The organism is Acaryochloris sp. IP29b_bin.137, from assembly GCF_028285745.1.
In the GTDB taxonomy this organism is placed as follows: Bacteria; Cyanobacteriota; Cyanobacteriia; order Thermosynechococcales; family Thermosynechococcaceae; genus Acaryochloris.
Genome location: NZ_JANQOP010000324.1, coordinates 1 through 22,361 on the forward strand (window position 1 = coordinate 1; position 22,361 = coordinate 22,361).

The following is a 22,361-nucleotide window of genomic DNA, read 5'->3' on the forward strand; positions in this document are numbered from 1 at the left end:
GATAGGGTAGTCGTTTCGGCCACCCTATTTTCTTTGAAATCACACTGCCCTATCTACTGCTGACTCTAGATTTGAAGTACCTTGTCATCCCCAAAGAGACGTGAGGAACGAACCAATCCAGACATCACTCCCCTGAAGATGGACATTTGCCCCACAGCGATTCAATCGCTGTTGTTGGGACTAGCGCTAGTCCCCCCATTGTTTGCTCAGTACTGAACCCTAAGACCACTAAGATTAGTCCAAGCATCATCTCACTAGCAAAGATTCGCGCACAGGTCTCTACCAGATGCGATCCGGCTCAGACTGAATTTCCCTAATGCAACCCCTTCCCATAGCCACTCCATTTCAAGATGGCAGAGGCGTTGACAATGCTTAACGGTTACAACGGCTACATCCCCCTATCTAAGTAGGTCATAGAGCTTTATATATGCATTCGAATATAAAGGGGATCGGTGATATTACTGAGATTTCAAGTTTTTATACCGATACGATTTAAGGTTTTCGATTAACTTTTAGACGATCTCATTACTTCCCTGTAATTATACTGATGCTGCTTTATTTCGTTTTTTTTGATTTTATTAAAATGACACTTATTTTCAAAAAATAAAAGTATTTAAAAGCGAAAATCACGATAGAAAAATCTTAATTTATAGATCCCCATTCTTTTTCCAATAAGGCATCATAGATATTTTATTGAACTAGATCGTTTTGGCTGATCACACATAAAATATTTTTTGCTTAAGTGGAATAATTTTTATGATTACGAAAAATAAGTCAATGATGAATTTTGGGTTCATCATCTTGAATTAGGTGTCATCTCGGATTTCAGAAAGGGCATACTGAACCTAGACTGTTAAATAAGTTAACTAACCCTGTGCGCTGCTAATCCCAAAGATGTTGCTATCTAACACTATCTAAGTTTGCCGCCACTGCTCTGCTCACTGGCTTATGCTCTTAATTCTATTAATCTCACTTAGAGATGAAGGCAGAGATGGAGCCATAAAACCCAAGTTTTGAGGGTCCAGCTCAAAACTAAAGGTCAAGCACCAACACATCGTTGGCTGATCACAACTCATCCCTGCCGGAAGATGTCTATCTTCCTATTGTCCATTACCAAGAACTCAAAGACGACATCATATGACTCACGATACACCAAAGTCCCCTAGACGACCACGGAAGCTTGGTCCTCTGGCCATCGCAGCATTATTAGCGAGTGGCTTATCCCAACCGCTTCTTCCTGCCTTTGCCGCAGGCACTGATGCAGGAGAAACGATTAGCAACACAGCAACCGCAACGTATTCAGATACTCCAGGCGGCACTCCTATTAATACAACATCAAATACTGTCACTGTAACAGTCGCAGAAGTTGCTGGTCTTACAGTTACCAACGCCGGATTTGATGATGCTGATGATGGTGCCCTTGAAGCGGGTGACGATCTGTCCTTCGACTTTGACATCACCAACGTTGGTAATGAAACTACTGATATTCGAATTCCAAGTTACGCCTCAATTGTCGCCAGTACTCAAAATTTTGATCTGGATGCGAATCCAAATGTGGCAGTTCAGGTTGACATTGGTAGTGGATTTCAGCCAATCGGCGATTTTACAGGCGGATTGATTCCAGATGTTGATCCAGATACCACCATTCGAGTCAGGATTTCGGGTCGACCCGCAGCTGGGACCCCTGCTAGTGCACCTGTCGGAGTCACCTTAGGGGATACAGGCCCCAACGATAATAGCCCTTCTACTCAAAACCAACCTGATACCGGTGACGGAGATCCGTCAACAGGAAATACGAATACAGCAGATGTTCGAACGGTAGACGCTGACAACACTGTTTCTCCTGTCAACGGCGAGCGTGAAGCCAGTGCCTCCAATTCCATTCCCTTTGCCAGCTCAGTCCGGACCTTAGCCTTGGCAACCGTAACGAAGGAAAATACCAATCTAGAGCCGAATGGTCCGACGGCCCAGGATGATGTTATTACCTATGAATTGGGAGTGTCAGTCTCCAACACCTCTCCCAATGCTGCGTTTACGCCTGGTGATCTTGAAGGAACAACCATTCAGGTGGATAGGGGAACTGGGGCTAATCCAGAAACTAAGATCCTAGTGTCTGACGCTATTCCTGACCGCACCGATCTAATTAATACGACTTCTAATCCAATTACTGCTCCTACCAACTGGGAGATTGTCTATACCACTACACCTACTAACACGCCAGCAACTGCTGCGACCTGGCAAACAACCGCACCTGTCAACCTTAATGACGTTACCCGCATTGGTTTTATCTATACGAATGGGACCGACGACAGGATTACTCGGACCAGCGCAGACAACCCTGCCACTCCCTTTAGATTTTCTGTAAGAACCAATACAGACATGCCTGCAACTGGTGGACAGGTTGCCAACATTGCTCAGGTCTTTGGTGAAACGGTTGGAGACCCAAGCAATGAAATTGTATATGACGAGTCGGGTGACAACAACCCCAACAACTTCAATGACAATGGCACCCCGCCCGATCCCACTGGCACTAACTATAATCCCAATCCAGGTGGAGATACAGGCGTTGCAAACCCCGTCACTCAGGGAACAGATACAAACAACAACAACACCGGTACTGGACCTGGTGGTGAAGCCAACGTGGTTAATATCGGCAGCGCTGCCGGGAGTGACGACATTCTCAATGGTCCTGAGGGTGTACCAGGCGCTACTGGTCCCAACGACGACGACGATGACTTCACGAACCAAACCACACCTGTTCCTGCAGGTGTAGGTCCAAACGACACATTCAATCCAGATGCTGTAATTTTCACTAGCACTGTTCAAAACCCTGCTAGCACTGGCTTTATTGCAAATGTGACCCTGGAGCCCATTGCTCCTTCTGCGGCACAAAATGCTGATGAGAGCCTACTAACTGGACAGTACGGTGATGATACTGGCAATCCCGACGATATCCCCAACGGTACCGTAGTGACAATCGGATACGATCCAACACCACTAAGTCCCAATAGCGGTGATGAACTATCTGCAGAATATACCTGGGATAGTGCTACCAACACATTTGATTTAACTAGTGGAAATACTCCTGTCAACATTGGTGACTTAAACGCAGGAACGACCGCAGATTATACCGTCACAGTTGATTTACCTGCTGGAACTTCTCCCAATGAAGAGATTCCAATCCCCATCATTGCCTTCCCAGATAATAGTCCTACAACTAATCCTGGATTTACTGGGGAGACAACCAACAACATTACGATTGAGCGTCTCTATACCGGCTTTATGCGGTTGAGGAAGGAAGCACAGATCCTGGATGAGAATGGAGTTATTGTTCGGTCCTTCACTGATAACCAAACCACCCTCAATGGCACCGAAGTCCGCCCTGGCTACCAAATTGAGTACCGGATTACCTACGACAACATTTCAACTCCTACTAGTGGCACTGGTAATGTCACGCTGACAGCCTTTGGTTTCGAGATTGTTGAAGCAAGCAATCCTGCCACAACCAATCCTGCCGCTGGTAACACCTGGGCTGCCTTTACTGACCATGAGCAAAATACCAGTGCAGACCAAGGAACTGTAGAGTACTTCTCTGATTTCGGTGGTACCACTGCCCTCCCCTCTTCCGACCCGGCCCCCGGCACACGAGTTGAAAGATATGTAAACGATGTGGGTCAAGTTGACCCCGGCCAAACCGGTCAGTTCCAATTCCGTCGTCGCGTCCAGTAACGGATTGAGTCAGGAAGTAGAGGCAAGAATGCTTCTACTTCCTGACTCTCCCTGCGGTCTAACACTCATTTTCTTAACGCATTTTTCTGAATTCAAAAGGTTTTTCTATTATGAAACGTCGTCTATCTATTGGTCTCGGTATCTTTGCTGTAGCCGTGGCCGTTCCTTTCGCTAGTGGCACTCCCGTGCTAGCCAACTTGCAAAAGGCTGGTGAAGCACTGGTCAAGCAAATTATCCAGCCGGAGGTGAAGCTGGTTCTCGCCGCAGAGAAGCAAATCATCACCACCAATGCTGAAGGCAAACAAGAAATCACTTGGCAAGCCCTTGAAGGGGAGGTTACTGTCCGCCCTGGTGATGTACTCCGCTATACATTGATTAGTGAAAATGCTGGTGATAAGCCTGCTGCAGAGCTAAAAATCAATCAGCCCATTCCCAACCAAACAGCTTTTGTGTTGGAATCGGCTCGTGCAAATGGTGCCAAGCTCACCTACAGCGTTGATGGGGGCCAGACGTACTCTGAGCAACCCATGGTTGAAGTGACTCAGCCCGACGGTACCGTAGCTTTAGAGCCTGCTCCTGCTGAAGCTTACACCCATGTCCAGTGGGATTTCAGCGAATCCTTGGCGCCTATGGCTTCGGTTAAAGCAGTCTATGAAGTAGCCGTCCAGTAATGGATATAGGCGCTGTTGGAGCGTTGTGACACCTTTACGACGCTCCAACAGCGCCTAGCTGCCTTTTAAGCTCTAACCTTCTTTGGCAAAAAAACATCCTTCAGGCTCTAATCGCGGCCTGATAGGACTCTTATACCCAAAAATACTTGATCACAACGTTTTGAACCTGAAAAACAACGTTGTCCAACCTTGATCAGCGTTAGCGATTTACCCCAATTGTTCCAGAGGAGCTATCTCCCGTGAGACCGCCTCATTTACCCTCCCCCAACCGACCCTTTTCCAGGTGGGCTCGTACTCTAACTTCAGCATTGATTCTCAGCAGTCTGTTATCGAGTTCTGCCGTTACTTGGGCTCAAACTGCCGAAGAAGATACTAGAGACCTACTGAAAAATACTGCTTCTTATTCCTACACAAACCCCAACACCAACACGTTGATTGAAAGCTATACCAATCCAATCGCAAATGTGTTGAACCCCTCCTTACTTGACCCAAGAGGACGTGTTCTTGGCTGTGGGGGAGCCCCACTGGATGATTACACCGGATTCACCGTTGGTCTCTACAACCCCGATCCAACCGACCCGACCCAATCCGAACTCGGTGGCTTGGTCGCTTTAACCCGCACTGAAGTTCCAGATATTGCCAACAATAGCATTCCCTTAGGAATTAACCCGAACGGATCTAACACGAATCCCTTTCAACTCAGTAATGAGGATCAGGGAACCTACAGCTTCTTATTAGATCCCAATCGGGGACAGCTTGGAGTGGGTCAATCCTACATCTTAGTCGTGACGCCACCAACTGCATCCATCTACAACCAACGACGTGTTCGCCTCACCATTACCTCTATCACCCCCGCCGGGAACCGTAATCTGGTTACCTACACTGCGACCTCATTAGACGGTTTACCGATTGCAGCAGAAGGGGCCACAACCTTTGAAGAGACAGTCACCACCATTGGTGATGCTGAACGGATTTCGTTGCAGTTGCTGGCGTTAAACTTCTCCTCCACGCTCTGCCAAATCAATCAAATTCAAATTAGCAAATCCGGGGACCGAGCCAATGCCGCCCCCGGAGACTCCGTGATTTACCGTCTGACGTTACGGAATCTATCGGATGGCGCGTTAGACAACATCACGGTTCAGGATATTCTACCCACCGGTTTTAGACTGCTACCCAATTCAGTCAGAGGGGCACTGAACGATACTGAGATCCCGATCACGGTTGAGCGAAATGGTCTAAATCTGTCGCTAAGAACCGATGCTGTTATTCCGTTTGAAGGGGCAATCAACATTGTCTATGCCGCTCAACTGACCCCTGACGCAATTAGAGGGGACGGCAGAAATTCAGCATCTGTTCGAGGGTTCCGAGTCGATAACGATCTCGGCGTTCGAGATGGCCCAGTGGTACATCGTGTTCGGGTCAATCCGGGCATTCTCACAGACTGCGGCAACATCTTAGGTCGAGTGTTTGTAGATAAAAACTTTGACGGTGAGCAGCAGCCAGGCGAACCCGGTGTTCCTAATGCCGTGATCTGGATGGATGACGGCAACCGAATCACAACGGATGAGAATGGCTTATTTCATGTCAAATGCGTGCTGCCCGGTCCTCGAACAGGTGCGCTGGACTTAACTACGCTGCCCGGTTACACCTTGGCCCCCAACCTCCACTTCATTGAACGTAATAGTCCATCACGGTTAGTCAAACTGTCCCCTGGTAGCACGGTTCGTATGAACTTTGGCGTCACCCCCACGTTCCAGGAGGAGGCCAAATAATGAAACGTCAACGTTATCCTCAGTGGATGCAAACTGGACTGCTTGGAATTGTTGCCGGGACCAGTGTGGCCTTAACCCCGAATCTAGTCAATGCCCAAGTGATTGAAAAGGTTCAGCAAGCAGATGAATCGACTTTAAGTGTAGCAGAGCCATCTGTCAGCAGCGCTGAATTTCCTACAGCTCAGGAACCGGTTGAAGAATCAGTTGCTGGCTCAGTGATTCCTGAGGCGACTCAAACAACAACGAGTGGATCACAGGCTGTAGCGACAGAAACGGAGAGTACCTCTGTTTCAGAAGATGTAATCTCTGATCCCCTGAAGCAAGATACGCAGCTTAGTGTTGAGCAACCTGCTCTTAAGGAAGCGGTTGTTGCAGAAGAAGTGACTGGAGAGACATCCTCCAAGACACAGCCTGCAATGCCAACCCCGACGGTTCAAATTGAAGAGGCTACTCAAACTTCAGACGCGCCCATTACTCAAGATAAGGCACCCTCTAGCCTCTCGACGGAGTCTTCCACAACAGTTCAAGCGCCCGTTGCTATGCCAGCCTCAGGCATCTCAATTCTGACCCCCGGACCGGGAAGTGTCGTGGATAAACCTGCAACTACAGTCATTATTGAATTTGGTACTCAACAAAACGTTGAGCTACGCGTCAATGGCAAGGTTGTTGATGTAGCCCAGGTGGGCCGGACCGAGACCAATTCTGAAACTCAACGCGTCCGACAAACTTGGTATGGGGTAATTCTGGACGCAGGTGTGAATACCATCACGGTCAATGAGGTGGGGAAAAAGACTCCCAGTGCAACCGTACAGGTAGAAGTTCCTGGGAAACCCGCCCAGATCAAGGTGCGAACCACTCAAAGCAAAGTTCCAGCCGATGGCCGATCTACTGCTCAGGTTGTCGGTTTCCTCCAGGATGAACACGGAAACCAGTCTAACTGGAATGCGGTGGTTACTTTGGAAGCAACGGAAGGGAAATTTATCGGTACGGATAACAAACCCGATATTCCTGGTTTTCAAGTTGAAGCCATTGATGGGAAATTCACTGCTGATTTGCAATCTGGGATTGATGCTGGGGTCGTTCGGATTCGAGCCACCACCGCCAAGTTGGAAGGATTCCACCAGTTTCAATTTTCCACTCCCATCCGCCCTTCAGCCCTATTAACTGGAGCCGTGGATGTCCGCATTGGCCGTCGAGGCACCAACTTTTACGATAGCTTCCGGGAGTTCCTACCCATTGATGGGGATAACAGCTATGAGGTCGATGCCCGTGCTCAGGCCTTTGGGATTACCTCCATTGGCGATTGGTTATTGACGGGTGCATTTAATAGTGCACGGCCCCTCAATGAAGATTGCAACGGAGAATCTACCTTATTTAAGGCCTCGGGGTCCGAGTGTGACTACAACAACTATGCGACTTACGGGGATAACTCCATCACGGATGTGACGGCACCGTCTACGGATAATCTGTTTGTTCGGTTAGAGCGGACCTCACCGGTACCCGGTGCAGGCAGTGATTACTTTATGTGGGGAGATTACCACACGGAAGAGCTTGCCAAGCCTTCCCAATTGTTTACCGCCACCAGTCGCTCATTACATGGCTTTAAGGGCAATTACAACATAGGTAATTTGCAGCTAACGGCGCTCTATGGCAATAACACGGAAGGGTTCCAGCGGGACACAATTGCACCGGATGGGACCAGTGGGTTTTACTTCTTGTCTCGACGATTGTTGGTCCCTGGTAGTGAAGAGGTTTTTCTGGAGCTAGAAGAACTCAATCGTCCCGGCACCGTATTGAAGCGGGAACGGTTGAGCCGGGGGGCTGATTATGACGTGGATTATGATCGCGGCACTCTGAAATTTCAGCGCCCCATTCTCCGTACCGATGTCGATGATAATGGGTTCGTATTGGTCCGTCGAATTGTCGCCACCTACCAGTTTGAAGGTGAGAATGCCGATACTGACACCTTTGGGGGGCGAGCCCAGTACACCTTTTCCCGAAATTTGGATCAGGAAAGTTGGATTGGTGCCACCTATCTCCGGGAAAATCGGGGTAGTCAAGACTTCGAACTCTATGGCGCAGACGCACTTGTTTCCTTTGGCAAAGAGAATTACCTGATCGCAGAATATGCCCACTCTACCAATTCACTAGATTTTGCCACTCCCGTCAGTGGGGATGCCTATCGAGTTGAGGTTGAAGCGAATCCGACGAAGGATATTTCTGGGCGGGCCTATTTCAGACGGGCTGATGTGGGGTTTTCCAACAATGCGACCACCAGCTTTGTGCCAGGACAAACCCGCTATGGGGCTGAGATTGCAGCATCGGTCACCAAGAACACCAAACTGCGGGCCAGCTATGACCACGAGGATAATTTCGGGGTGGCCCCGCGTCCTTTGGATTTGTTTGAAGAGTTGATTCAGCCAGGGTTTGCCCCTACCCCCGTTGATCCGGTTAACAATTCCCTGACAACTATTACGGCAGGGGTGCTACAGCGGATTGGGGATGCAGAAGTAAGTTTGGACTATGTCCATCGCGATCGCACTGACCGTCTCACGGGTGACGAAATTAGCTCTGACCAGTTGCGCAGCACCGTCCGGGTTCCCATCACCCGAAAATTGACTTTACGGGCTCTCAATGAGACTACCCTCTCCTCAGAAGTAGATCCGATTTACCCCAACCGCACTTCCGTGGGTCTGGAATATGAGGTCTATCCCGGCATCTCGATTGGCCTCAATAATACTTACCTGACGGGTGGCCAGTTTGACGATGACTTTATTACTAGCCTGGATATTGCTGGACAACATACGTTTTCCACCGATACCACCCTGCGGGGCCAATTCTCGATGACGGGTGATTTAGGAATGGCGGGCTATTTTGGGGTTGAACAGGGCTTGACTATCGCCCCCGGTCTGCGGGCAGATTTCTCCTATGAGCATGTGTTCAACACCTCTCTGCAGCAAACCGCAGCTAGCCAACAGTTTGCTCAGCCCTTTGCCCTGGGTTCAGGCGCTTCGGCTTTAGGCTTAACGCCCGGTGATAGCTTTAGCGTCGGCTTGGCCTATACAGACAACCCTGATTTTCAGGCAAATGCGCGCTTAGAATATAGCGATACGCCTCAAGGGACCAATACGGTTATCTCAGCCAATGCCTTGGGCAGAGCCACTCGCGATTTGACGGTGCTGGCCAGCTATCAGCAGGCCAGTGCATCTAACCAAACCCTAACTGGCCTGGGAACCACTCGGGATTTGAAAGTGGGGCTGGCCTATCGCAACCCCGATAGTGACAAGTTCAATGCCCTAGTTCGCTATGAGTATCGAGAGAATCCTTCCACGATTCCCGATACGATTCTATTTGGTAGTGGTACGGGCACGACCGATCATCTGCTCTCTGCCGAGGCCATTTATGCCCCCAACTGGCGTTGGGAACTATACGGTAAGTTTGGTTGGCGACACAGCAAATCTTTCCTAGCCCAGGATTTAATTGGCACCAGCAGCATTTCGCTGGCGCAGCTACGAGCCACCTATCGGCTCAGTAATCGCTGGGATATTGGCGGCGAAGTCCGCTGGATTCGGCAAAACAGCACTGGATTTAATGAGGTGGGTGCAGCGGCCGAAGTCGGTTACTATCTCAATCCCAACTTGCGGCTATCAGCAGGGTATGCGTTTGGAGACGTGAGCGATCGCGACTTAGGCAACTCCCGCTCAGCCAGCGGTCCTTACTTTGGCGTCACCCTGAAGCTGGACAACAACTTGTTCAAGGATTTCGGCTTTGGCAATAAGGTCGCTCCACCGCAGCAGCAAGAGTCTGCGCCCGAAGCGGTCAAGGTGGAGCAAGCCTCGGCCTCGGCCCCTAAACGCGTGAAGGCCAAATCAAGCCCAGTGGAGGCGGCACCTGCTAACCCTCGTCCGGCCTCTCAAACTCAGCCTAGTGTTAAGGTCATCCGCTAGTCGATTGAATCAGCCTGTCGCTTGAAAGGGTTACGGGCTGATCGCTACTGGATATCTCTGACCTATTAAATGACTTTATACCTAAAATTTCTCGACCTAGTTTGTATCCCCAAGAGGTAATTATGCAATCTCGCGGCACTTATCTATCTCCTCACTGGCATTGGTTCTCTGGAACAGTCCTTGCCTGGACTGCATTCACCTCCCTAGCTGCAGCTTCTGGATTTCTGAGCAATTGTCGGCTCGGATTGCTCTGTGCTGCCCAGGCAGAAACACTTCAGCCCAGTCCTGCCCCCGTTCGTGTAGTCGTCAATAGCAATCAGGATGGTGAAATTACAGCAGATGAGGGTGTAACGCTGCGAGAAGCGATCGCCATTACCAACGGCACGCTTAATCTGGGAGACCTTAGTGAAGCAGAGCAAGCTCAGGTGACGTCGAGCCCAGACCATAGCCGTATTGAGTTTGATTTACCCCGTGACGGTACCACCATTCGCCTCCAATCTGTGCTGCCTGTTATTACCAATCCCGGCTTATTGATTGATGGATCTAGTCAAGCAGGTTATGCCTTCTCTAAGGCGGAAGTGGGTTCTCCTGCGCCGATTGTCGCGATTACCCCTGCTGCTGAGGCAGAGGTATTCCGGGGGTTAACCCTAGCAGCCGATCAGGTCAAAGTCCGGGCGTTGAGTCTCTATGGCTTTACATCTACGCATCAAACCACCGCTACTACCCCCCCTGCGGATATTTTTATTGCGCATCGGTTTTTACCCTCTAAGCGCCTCAAAGAAGAGAGTCCTGAAGTGGTCTATCCCTACAACGATCAGCGGGATATCCCCCCCCAGGGCATTGTTATTGAGGCCAACTGGTTGGGACTTACGCCCCAGGGCACACCCCCCACTGCTGCCCGATCTGCTTTTGGGGTTTCTATCTATAACGCCCTTGGTACACGGATTCTGAATAATCGGATTGCCCATCACGACGGTAGTGCAGTGATTACCAGCGTTCGAGCAAAGCAAACGGAAATTGCCCACAATCGCATTGAGCAAAATGGTTTAGCAGGGATGCCGGATGCGATTCGCCTAGAAGGCGATATTGATGGTACTCAGATCCACGCCAATCAAATTCAACAGAATGCAGGTAGCGGAGTCTATCTATTTAAGCCCGAAGGCTCAGTCATGATTAAGAAAAATCTGATTGCAGACAATGGTCAACGGTTGCGTCGGGCAGCGGTCTTGCTGATGGGCAGCAATCATCATGTCATTAACAACACCATCGAAGACCAACCGGGGCCTGGCGTTGTGATTGCCTCCTATCCCGATAGCCGTCGAAACTTTGTTCTCGACAATCGCTTTGCTAATGTGCAGGGTCTCAGCATTGATTTGATTGCTCGCGACAACCGCTTTCTGGACCGCTTCTCCCGCCTCTCCATTAACCGCGTGGACTTAGCGGCTCAATCCAGTACTAGAGTGCAAGACTACCAAGTAGGGGATGGTCCCAATCCCTTACGCAATTCGGACCAACGAAAGCGTGATACAGCCAACCGAGGTATCAATACGCCGCAGTTTCTCAGCTCTAAATTCTACTTAATGGATGGGACAGTTAACTTGGATGGAGACGCTGATCCGGGGACGGAAATTGTGCTGTATAAGGTGATGGAGGAGGGCACTCATGGTCCTTTAAATGAACCCGTCACTATGGTTAAGGCCGATCAAGATGGACGGTTTGCCATTACCCTAACGGAAGCCAACCCAGGCGATCGATTCAGTGCGATCGCAATTCATCCCGACTACGGAACGTCAGAGCCCGCTCAGAATATTGTAATATCAACTCTTAATTAAGAAACTATTTATGCAAATAGGTAAGCGAACAACCTGTCGAGTGAAAAACTCAGTAAGCAAGCTGTTTCCACTGTTGTCCTGGTCCGTGGGAAAAAGACATTGTTCTACAATCGCCGTTGCAACATCAACTAAGTGTTGCGCAAACAGGTTCTAGGTCTATGTCGCTCTATGCGTTACATCTCCCTTGGGATGACCCTCACAAGTCTAAGCATTTAAAAAGCTTCCCCCCAAAACAGCAAGTTTTGGGCTACAAACAAAATTTCAGATATTTTAGCTTCCCTACTATTTGGAGAGTATTGCCAGGAGTTTATTGTGAGTAGGTGACTATAGAAAACTTCTTTTAGAAAAGGAGTGATTTTATTCTACAAACGCTTGAAAAATGTAATCGTTCAATAAATTTGGGCTAAATAAGTTGAGAGGTTAGATATAACCAAGCCTCCACTATCGTACATTTTACCTAGCGGTCGCCTGATATGTTTCTCGTTTTTATATAGTTATAAATTATTTAATTGGCTTGAGACTTATAAACTCATCTCTAATCCATGGCATTCATCAAATCTAACCAAGTGCATTAACCCATACAGTCAACGCTCTTTCGTCAGTGGATTTTACGCCTAACCAGGGCTGTTTCAAGCTTTTTAGAGTTATTGCGAAAGCAGTGAAAGTCTGTTGAGATCAAGTTTCTGCTGTTTCCTTCCCCCTTAGTCGTCCCTTGAACCCGAGAAGATAATGCCTATCCACCACGACCCTCAAAAATCTAGTGCAAACTCCTGTTTTTGGTGGAGAACTTTGAGTACGTTGAACCCTCAATTCCCAAGTTTGGGTGGGTTGCTGATTAATCGAAGAACATCCATCGTACAACCACGGGTTGTGGAGAAGCAGGCTGATGTAAGCCATCAAACTCAACCTCAAAAACTTGCAACTCGATTTCTTGTGGGCTTGGGTATGGTGGGCGTTCTCTCATTTCCTATCTTGTCACCTCTACTTAAGCTAAGAACAGCATTAGCTCTAGAAAATCCAACTACCAGTCCAGTTAACCAACCGGTTGGCTTTTTGCCTGCCCCGAATCCCACAGCCTACTGTGAGTCTCCGACTTATTTTGACCATTGGAATTTAGTCAATCCGAATGCCGATGGCACTGTTGCGGGAACTGCACAAACAGAGCCAGGCGGGATTGTTATGACAGTCACCGATGTTGCGGGTGTCGGGGGTGGTCTACGGACTAATGCTCCAGCCTTTGGAATTATTCATGATGAAAATGACGATTCAGTGGTTACTATTTCTGAACCCCTCTTCTATTCGCAATGGGTGTTTGTGGATGTCGATTTAAGCCAAGAAGGTTTTTTTGTCACTGGTAGTCATGCAGGGGCTCCACCCAGCGGTGTGGCTGTTATGGCTAGTAATTCTTCTTTTAGCAATTCCACAACCACCGGCACGATCACTGCAGATCAAATCAATGGGGTGGGTCGATTTAATGTTGGTCCTCAAATTAATGGTTCGCCACACCAGCTAGAAAAACGCTTTCAGGTTGACTTTTTGGGGACTGTAAGTCGAGTTGAACTCGATAAAATTGGTACCGGAGGGGCGGGCTTCTCAGTATCAGCAGGGTGTCAGGCCATTGGAATTGCGAAGGAAGTTGGTCCTGTCTCCTTCGACAACCAGACGGGTGAGTACAATTTCACTTATACACTGCGTGTTGTCAACAACTTGCCCACCCAAGCAGAAGTAGAGGCTGTGCTGGCAGCGGCAGAGGCCGATAATGATCAGTATGAAGGCCCCAACACAGCTCCCGAAATCCCAATCACTGATCTGCAAGTTACGGATGATTTAGCAGCGGTGTTTGGAGCAGGTAACTTTACAGTCTCCAATGTCAATACAGGGACGTTGACACCCAATCCCAACGGTTTTGATGGTAACTCTGAAACAGAGTTGTTGGCTGCGGGGCAGGGCCTCGCTCCCAAAGCTGAGCACACTATCACCTTTGATGTTACCTACACTCCACCCGGAGGAGTCACACTTCCTCTAACCTTGCAAAACCAAGCAACTGTTTCTGGTGTTGCAGGTGGGGTTGCAGTCTCTGATCAGTCAGATAATGGTTCAAATCCAGGGCCAGGGAATGAGAATGGTTCTGGTGGTACGAATGATCCAACTCCTGTTCAGCTTGTAGCCCCTCCAGAAGATTTTGGGGATGCACCTGATTCATACACCGATGCCAGCCATACTATTTCTCCCAGTCTTTATTTAGGAAGTGTAGTTCCTGATGGTGAAGCAGATACGCAGCTCGGTGGCGATGCTGGTGATGGGGCTGATGGAGATGATGGTGACGGTACTGATGACGAAGATGGGGTCATCTTTAGCCCTACTCTCGGCTTCCCAAATACCGTTCATGTAGTGCAGGCGGGGATTAGCAATACTGTTGATGTCGTTGCCTCCGACACTGGCATTCTTAATGCCTGGATTGACTATAACCAAGATGGTGACTTTGATGATCCGGGTGAGCAGATTTTCACTAATGAAAACTTAAGTGCAGGCAACAATAGCCTTTCCTTCAACCCAGCCGTGACTCTTTTGCATGGTCCCACTTATGCTCGCTTCCGCTTCAGCAGCCAGAGTGACCTTGGACCAACGGGATCTGCCACAGACGGGGAAGTGGAAGATTATGAAGTCAATATTGCTGCCCCCGTCTCAGATATCAATGCTTGTGCTGTCACAGGTTTAGTAGATGGCGAATTTGAGCAGTTGGATATTTCCCAGGGCACACCCACTCCGGTTAATTCCTTCGGCAGTACCCCTACCCTATCTCGCCAATACAACGAAACCGATGTCCCTGGCTGGAACTTTGCGGGTACGAGCACTCCACCACTGGACGATATTGAAATTTGGCAGTCTCAACATGGCGGTGGACAAGATCCCTTTGATGCCTTTGAGGGGGGACAGCATGCTGAAATTAATGCAGAAGAAGATGGCATCCTGTTTCAGGATGTAGTGACAACGCCAGGGGCAACGATGGGCTGGCAGTTTGCCCATCGGGGCCGAACTGGCAACGATACCATGGAATTTCGTCTTGGTCCGCCTGGAACCACCATCAGTCAAGGGACATTCAACTCTGGCAATAACGTCAACGACCCTAACGAAGGATGGCAACTTTACAATGGCAGCTACACCGTCCCAGCCAACCAGTATGTTACTCGCATTGAATTTAGGGCGGTTTCTACCGCCAACGGCGATATCAGAACCGGAAACTTTTTAGACGCCGTTGACTTCAACTTACCCCCTTGTATTCCACCCTTTAATCCCAATTTGCTGCTAGTTAAACGCATTACCCGGATCAACGGCAGCACCAACAGTAATGGCGGTGATGATTTAGCTGCCTATAAGCAAGAGGAAGCTTACATATACGATGACAATACGATAGAAACAACGACACCTCCTACTCCGCCAGATACTGATAGATGGCCCAACACCACAGGTAAAGATAGCAGTACCTTCTTAATTGGTGGGACAGATGGCGGCCGAACTAAGCCTGGAGATGAAATTGAATACACCATTTACTTCCTCTCAACAGGGAATATAGATGCTGTGAATACTCAGATTTGCGATCGAGTTCCTGACTTCCAAAGCTATGTCCCAGATGCCTTCAACTCTGTCACACCTGGACCTAATGGGGGAGTCGGTGCCAATCGAGGAATTGTCGTTGAATACAATGGTGATATTTTTTCCTATTCCAACAATGCCGATGGTGACATTGCCCGGTTTTATCCACCTGGGTCTGCTCTACCAGCAGCTTGTAATGGTGCAGCCGCTCAAGACGAAGATAATGGAGCAATCGTTGTCGAACTGGGAAATTTGCCCCACGCCACTAGTGCGGGTATTCCAAAGACTTCTTTTGGGGCTGTGCGCTTCCGGGCGAGGGTGAAATAATCAGTTGTAGACAAGGGTTCAAACCTCGCTCCAAACCTCGCCCCCCATTGACAGAATGAGGCACAAGCCACTGGACTTTATATCTGGAGCCTGAGCAGCTATTCCCCACCCACGCTAATAGGCGTTCCCCACATCTTGACATCCGTGAGATTGATGTTAGCAATAACCGCGCCTTGAGCTTCGACATTATAGAGTCGGGCTCGGGTCAAATTGACGGAATCCAAATGGGTAAGATTAAGACTGGCATTTGTGAGAAAAGCATCCGTTAAATCAGCTTGTTTGAGACTCGCTCCAGTTAAATCGGCTCCTTCCAAATTCGCTTCTTGCAGCTGAGCACCCGTTAAATCGGCATTCCGCAAATCCGTTCCAATCAGGTGGGCTTGGCGTAGATCGGCCTCGGTCAGATCACATCCTGGGCAAGTATTGGTGGCTAAGAGCTGTTGTACATGCTCAGGGTCAGCCGAATGAACAGGACGAGCCCAGAGTAGAGGGGTGAGGAATGCAAAAGCCACTAAAAGTGCACGTTTCATCGCTTATCCTCCTTTAGCATTGCTCTTCCCTAAGATGTGCGATTGCACGACTAGGGAGAGAGTTGCTAGTTGGCAATACGGTAAAAACTCGTATCCTTACCTTTTGATCGTCTCATACGGAAGAGGTAAGCGGGGCTGAAATGTTGATACTTTTAACACAGCCATAACAATCCTCAACATTTACTGATCCTGAGCAATATCGCTTTTTTATCCGTTATCAATATGAATAATTTTTTAAACGGCTGGCTATGAATGCTTGGGGAATCTTTTCAGCACATTTGACGCGGCATATTTCAACAACGTGGGGACTAATTTAGGCCCTGGTAAAAACACAATTCCCAATTGCTGCATCAAGCCCAAAGCATCTCCCTGCCCCCAATGTTCGACGATTTCGCCTTGCTCTAGGCGGTCAATGTGCATCACATCTAGCTTAATCCTTTGGCCTGTAGGGGGTAGCCCTTGAAATCCGCCTAGATGTGTCGCATGGAATGTCCCGCAGGTAATCACTTGATCTTCAGTGGCAATCACTTGCTCAAACTGATGGTGACTATTCGTAAAGGCAGCGTAAAAGGTCATCCCAAAGGCTTTAAATGCCTCAGCATCCAAAGGCTCTGGCATTCCAGCCATATGGGCGACAAAGTTAGAGGCTAACATCTCCAGAGCTTGATCAATCTGGCGGTTGTCAAAAGCAGCATAGAACTCAATGACTTGTCGTTTATTACGGATAATACTCATGAAATTGCTCTTACACAGTCCTGCTGAGCCGAACGGCTCCTGATTTAGGATTTAAAACTGAGGTTATCGTTCAGTCCAGAATCTAGTCTAGTAGACGTAAAGAGCTGGGCAACCAACTCAGCCCTCGACGACACCTCCAGCTTCCGAAACATCCGCTTGAGCGCTTGCTTAACAGAGTTTTCAGTAATCCATAGTTCACGACCAATTGCTGCATTTGTTAACCCCGACGCCACCAGTTCTGCAATTTCTAATTCACGGGGGGTGAGGCATTCACGTTTCTGGGGATGCCCTTGGTGTTTGACTGTAGCCACCCAAGTCGACAGATGCAAACAAATGGCACTCAAATCGGCTAAATTTTGGGTATCAAAGGCGGGTTTGGCTTGTTCCCGAGTAAATCCCACAGCTCCCACCAACTGTCCTTGGTTTACCAGAGGGCCTGCCATTACATGCCAGTGATCGAGACGGGGGCAAATCATTCGCCAGACCTTGGGAGAGGTCACCAACGATTCATGAACCGGGGCGTGACGCTCGGTGATATATCGGATGACGGGATTATGGTCAATGGAAAGCGCTCGGTTCATCACCGGTTGTAGCTGAGGATCGATGAAAGGAAGCTGATCGAAGAAGAAGAATCCTTGCCGGGTACTGGCAAAATATTGTCCTAACAGGGGAATGACCTGTTGTCGCAACGCTTGTTCGGTCTGGGCTTGGTGAATGGACGAAAATAATGCCTGAATCGTGATCATCACAGTGCCTCAAAGAGTACCCGATCGAGGACTGGGTATAAGTGGCTCATTTCTGTAATCTTAGCGGTAGTTCTTTCCATGAGGGTACCGCCCATGTCCCAGTACGCCCATCCCGAAGTTTTAGTCGATCCACAATGGCTAATGGCCCATCTCCAGGACTCCAATCTGCGCATCCTTGAAGTTGCTATGAGTCCTGAAACCTACCGCAACAGCCATATTCCAGGGGCAGTCTTTTGGCATATCGGCACAGAACTAATGACGCCAGACATGTCCCTCAATTTAGATCCAACTGTCTTCAGCTCATTACTGTCCAAATCTGGGATTACCGCGGATACAACTGTTGTTGCCTACGGCAGCTACCCCGGCACGAGTGCGTTTATGTTTTGGCTATTCAAGCTGTTTGGTCATCACAACATCAAGGTACTCAATGGAGGATATCAGCAATGGATCGCTACAGGGGGACCCGTCATCCCGGAGCTATCCACCGTCTCCGCAACAGAGTATCCGCTAGAAGCACCGGATGCCAGTCTACGAGTCTTGTCTGCCGAAGTTCTCACGGCGCTAGACAGGCCGGATCAAGTCCTGCTAGATGTCAGAACACAGGCAGAGTTTGCGGGGGACATATACCTAATGGAACCACCTCAGGGCGGTGAAGTGGGGGGACATATTCCTGGCGCAGTTCATCTAGACCATGCCAGGACACTGAACGAAGATGGGACATTCAAGTCGGCGGACGAGCTACAGGCTCTCTTCCAACAACAGGGGATTACCGCAGATAAGGAGATTTTTCCCTACTGTGCCATCGGTGGGCGCTCTGCCTATACTTGGTTTGTCTTGAAATATTTGCTGGGCTATCCCCAAGTGCGCAATTATGATGGCTCTTGGCGTGAGTGGAGTCGATTACCGAATGTACCGATTCAGCGATCGCAAACCACCCCACTTTAGCTTTAGCAAAGGAGTGATAGCCATCCTGTTTGGCTCCATCCCTATTTTGTTGGGAATGGCCCTGTTGAGATTAGGCTGTTTGGCTAGATGGCGTGTTTTGCCAGCTCTCTGCCGGCTTGCTTTGCCAGTCGGTTAATTGCGATCGCAGATCAATGGTGTATAGCCGAGCTGAGGTTCCTAGCTGAGTGCCGATCAGAAGACCTGGGCCAGCCCCCACGGCCACCGTGATTTTTTCGGTGGGGTCTAAGGGGATTCTAAATTGGCAATAGGGTTGCCCCATGGGACCCAGGAGCAAAACCTGGTCAGCCGATAGCAAGATATATCCCCATGCTGTGGCAATGACTTGGTCCGGTTGGAATGGCAGGGCAATTCGGGTTAAGCGCCAAGGATTCAGATCAACGATGTAGCCCACCCCCGATGGATTGGTGGATATGGCGAGCAATTGATAGGGATTGGCGATGTTTTGGGTAATTTGGCGGAAAGGAATGGGCACTGAAAATGTCGAAAAGGCTTGACCTCGGCGGGTAAAGCCTTGAAATTGACTTTGACTCGGGCCAGCAGAAATGGCGACCCCATAACGTGCATCAAGGATAAACAGCCAATCGGGCTTTTGAATGAGGATTGCCCGATGTACGGGCTGCATCTGTGGCCACTGATATATTTGCAAGATAGCTTGATGTCCCAGTTCGGGGGCCGGTTCAGTAGCATAGGACTGTTGACTGCACGTCAGGGCAATCCAGCGGTGATTAGGTAGCCAGCCCATCTTGTTATTTTGACCCCAATCCATCCCCGGTAAAACTTCAAGGGTTGGCAATGCTCGCGGTTGAGCAGATAACTGGTTTTTAGTGGATAAACCGTAAAGACGAGAGGGGACTCGGTGGGTGTTCCCTTGAATCGTTCGCACCCAAGCTTGCTGACCATCCCCCCATAAATCTATTACCGGTTGAGAAAAGGTCCACTGTTTTTCTTGATAGGAACCTGAATCTAAAAAATGAGCGACATAGGTCCGAGATATAACCTGATTGAAGTGCCCCAAATACAGTTGATTGTCCTGGACAAGTAAACAACGGAAGGAGGAGGGACTGGGAAAGGTCTCTTGGCGAATGTCAGGAACTAGAGAATCCTGGGATAACTGCTGACTGGGAGCCAGCCGATGGATGGGATCTTCTGAGGCTAAAACATCTGCTGCCAGCTCTACCGCCTCCAGCATGGCTTTTGCGCTTTTAAAGCGTTTCTGTGGTAGCTTCTGTAAGGCTTGTTTGAGGATGGAGCGAATTAAAAAGGGGACCGCTTTGGGGATTGGTGCAGATTGACTAAGATGGGCGGTCATCAGCTCCCCTGGAAGACCGTTGAAGGGTCGTCTACCGACCACTAATTCAAATAAAATAACCCCGACCGCATACACATCAGAAGCATAGGAGTACTGACCGTAAAATCGCTCGGGAGCCATATAGGCGGGAGAACCGGTATCCCCCTGACCCACCACACCGTATCCGGCTTCTTCTACTAAGCGGGCAATACCAAAATCAGTGATTCTGGCGATGCTCGCTGCTTCGGTGTGAGTAAACAGAATATTTTCTGGCTTCAGATCGCAGTGAATAATACCCTGCTGATGGGCATAGCTTAGCCCTTTCAGCACATCAATGATAATCTGCAAACGTTGTTCTAGGCTGAGGTGAACCGGATGCAAAAGGAGATGGCGCAGGGTTCCCCCTTCACAGTAGTCCATGACTAGGTAACGTTCCTTGGCGGTATAGGAAATCGTTTGCACAGACACAATATTAGGATGTTGCAAACTGGCCAACATCCGCAACTCTCGCAAAAAAACACGGGTGGGCAACTCCCGCTTATTGAGGGCTTTGAGGGCGACAAGCAGCCCAGAGTTACGATCCACTGCACAGAGGACGCGACCAAATTGACCCTGTCCAACTTGCCCTAATATGCGATAGCGAGTGGAGGACATGGGGGATAATCGTTTCTTTCAGGATGCTATTTACTTATTGAGCCCAAGGAAGCGATTAAACCTATCACGTTAAAGCAGGGGATAAGGTCGAACCCGGTCGGGCTTAGGTGGTGTACTCTGCATTAATCTTGACGTAGTCATAGCTGAGGTCGCAGCCCCAAGCACTGCCCCTCCCTGGTCCATTACCAACGCCGACCTGAATAATCACAGGATCTTGATGGAGATATTGGCTAGCTGCCCCCCGATCAAACCCTTGCGGCGTGCCCTGATGCATCAGCACAAAATCACCCAACTGAATATGGAGCTGTGTTGCATCGAAGTCTATCCCTGCCCGACCCGCCGCCATCGCAATCCGCCCCCAATTGGGATCACGGCCAAACACAGCCGATTTCACCAACATTGACCCGGCAATGGTTTTGGCAATCTTCTGGGCTCCGGTGTCGTTGACGGCCCCTTGAACCTGCACATCAATCAAACAGGTTGCTCCTTCGCCATCCCGGGCAATTTTTTGCGCCAACCGCTGACAAACTTCCGTCACCAGGGCTTCTACTTGCGTCGCCTCGGGACCAGGTCCCTGAATGGCTGGGGCAGAAGATTGGCCATTCGCCAGGGCCAGCAGCATATCGTTCGTACTGGTATCACCATCTACCGTCACTTGGTTAAAACTGCGATCGGCTGCCCGCCCGATGATTTGCTGCCATAAGGTCGGCTCTACCTCGGCATCACAGGTGACAAACACTAACAAGGTCGCCATATCGGGATGAATCATGCCCGAGCCTTTTGCAATCCCCCCCACCCGAACCGGCTGCCCGCCAATTTGGGTTTCTAAGGCAACGGTTTTCGGCACCAAATCAGTGGTCATAATCGCCTGGGCAGCCTGATCAGACCCCTGGTCGGAAAGCTGTTCCACGAGTTGGGGCATGGCGGCTTCCACTTTATCAACGGGAATTTGTTCACCAATGACCCCAGTCGAAGCAATCAGAATTGCTGCCGGGGCGAGTCCCAAGGTCTGAGCTGCGCTCTTCGCTTGGGCGAGTGCTGCCGCATCCCCCTGGGGACCAGTGCCCGCATTTGCTTGGCCTGAATTACACAGAATCGCCTGAATTTCAGTGGGACCGGTTTGAATCCGGTCTTGGCTATAGGTCACACAGGCGGCTTTCACTCGGTTTGTCGTAAATACCCCAGCCGCATGGGCTTTGACAGCGGAAACAATCAGGGCCAAATCTTTGGCCCCTGAAGGTTTCAAGCCTGCTGACATACCTGCTGCGCGGTATCCCTGGGGAGCGGTTACCCCTCCTGGAATGGTCTGCCAATCTACCATTACTCTTCCTTACCCCCATTAGGGACTGCATCAGCAAGCGTAGGCAATGATTTAACGAGCCTATGCTTAACGCTCTATTCTAAAGGGCTTCAATATGGGGTTTCAAGCCAGTATTATGCAAATCCAAGCGGCTTTAACCGACACGTTTTAACTATCATTTCTAAGCCTGCGCTTTGAGCGCAGGACTCGTCAGGTTTAACCTATCCCGCGGTAGAAAAGTCTCCTTCGATCAATGCAAAGGAGACGAAA

General features: G+C 49.4%; 12 protein-coding genes. 7 read left to right on the forward strand and 5 right to left on the reverse strand.

All coding sequences use genetic code 11. The features are described from left to right. The first annotated feature begins 1,137 nt into the window (after positions 1-1,137). The 6 genes from Q0991_RS22250 to Q0991_RS22275 all read left to right on the forward strand — a co-directional run bounded on the left by Q0991_RS22250 (position 1,138) and on the right by Q0991_RS22275 (position 15,872). Positions 1,138-3,729: a hypothetical protein gene (locus Q0991_RS22250; RefSeq protein WP_299492710.1), complete on the forward strand. Its 2,592-nt coding sequence runs from the start codon at positions 1,138-1,140 to the stop codon at positions 3,727-3,729. Between the two features lie 110 nt (positions 3,730-3,839). Beyond that, a complete protein-coding gene (locus tag Q0991_RS22255; protein ID WP_299492711.1) occupies positions 3,840-4,400 on the forward strand; it encodes a hypothetical protein in 561 nt (186 codons plus the stop codon). 239 nt (positions 4,401-4,639) lie between these two features. Beyond that, complete coding sequence (locus Q0991_RS22260) at positions 4,640-6,172, forward strand: hypothetical protein (RefSeq protein ID WP_299492712.1); 1,533 nt, start codon at positions 4,640-4,642, stop codon at positions 6,170-6,172. Next, a complete protein-coding gene (locus Q0991_RS22265; RefSeq protein WP_299492713.1) occupies positions 6,172-10,119 on the forward strand; it encodes a TonB-dependent receptor in 3,948 nt (1,315 codons plus the stop codon). Before Q0991_RS22260 ends, Q0991_RS22265 begins: the two co-directional genes overlap by 1 nt. 122 nt (positions 10,120-10,241) lie before the next feature. Then, complete coding sequence (locus tag Q0991_RS22270) at positions 10,242-11,951, forward strand: right-handed parallel beta-helix repeat-containing protein (protein WP_299492714.1); 1,710 nt, start codon at positions 10,242-10,244, stop codon at positions 11,949-11,951. A gap of 789 nt (positions 11,952-12,740) precedes the next feature. Then, positions 12,741-15,872 carry a GEVED domain-containing protein gene (locus Q0991_RS22275; RefSeq protein WP_299492715.1) on the forward strand — a complete coding sequence of 1,044 codons (3,132 nt, stop codon included), beginning with the start codon at positions 12,741-12,743 and terminating at the stop codon, positions 15,870-15,872. 98 nt (positions 15,873-15,970) lie between these two features. Here the strand turns inward: Q0991_RS22275 and Q0991_RS22280 are convergent, their stop codons facing one another. From Q0991_RS22280 to Q0991_RS22290, 3 genes are all read right to left on the reverse strand, one after another. Next, the gene (locus Q0991_RS22280) at positions 15,971-16,402 is read right to left on the reverse strand and encodes a pentapeptide repeat-containing protein (RefSeq protein ID WP_299492716.1); all 432 of its coding nucleotides are present in this window, start codon (positions 16,400-16,402) and stop codon (positions 15,971-15,973) included. 246 nt (positions 16,403-16,648) lie between these two features. Beyond that, entirely contained in the window at positions 16,649-17,137 is a 489-nt protein-coding gene (locus Q0991_RS22285) for an ester cyclase (protein WP_299492718.1), read from the reverse strand. Positions 17,138-17,181: 44 nt separating this feature from the next. Further along, positions 17,182-17,883 (reverse strand): LuxR C-terminal-related transcriptional regulator, encoded by a 702-nt coding sequence (locus tag Q0991_RS22290; protein WP_299492720.1) that lies wholly within the window; start codon positions 17,881-17,883, stop codon positions 17,182-17,184. 93 nt (positions 17,884-17,976) lie between these two features. Between Q0991_RS22290 and Q0991_RS22295 the strand changes: the two genes are divergently transcribed. Further along, on the forward strand, positions 17,977-18,828 hold the full coding sequence (locus Q0991_RS22295; RefSeq protein ID WP_299492722.1) for a sulfurtransferase: 852 nt from the start codon (positions 17,977-17,979) through the stop codon (positions 18,826-18,828). Positions 18,829-18,898: 70 nt separating this feature from the next. Here the strand turns inward: Q0991_RS22295 and Q0991_RS22300 are convergent, their stop codons facing one another. Together Q0991_RS22300 and argJ are read right to left on the reverse strand one after the other, a co-directional pair. Continuing rightward, on the reverse strand, positions 18,899-20,791 hold the full coding sequence (locus tag Q0991_RS22300) for a serine/threonine-protein kinase (protein WP_299492724.1): 1,893 nt from the start codon (positions 20,789-20,791) through the stop codon (positions 18,899-18,901). 103 nt (positions 20,792-20,894) lie between these two features. Continuing rightward, positions 20,895-22,112, reverse strand: a complete 1,218-nt coding sequence (gene argJ / locus Q0991_RS22305; RefSeq protein ID WP_299492725.1) for a bifunctional glutamate N-acetyltransferase/amino-acid acetyltransferase ArgJ — start codon at positions 22,110-22,112, stop codon at positions 20,895-20,897. Between the last annotated feature and the right edge of the window lie 249 nt (positions 22,113-22,361).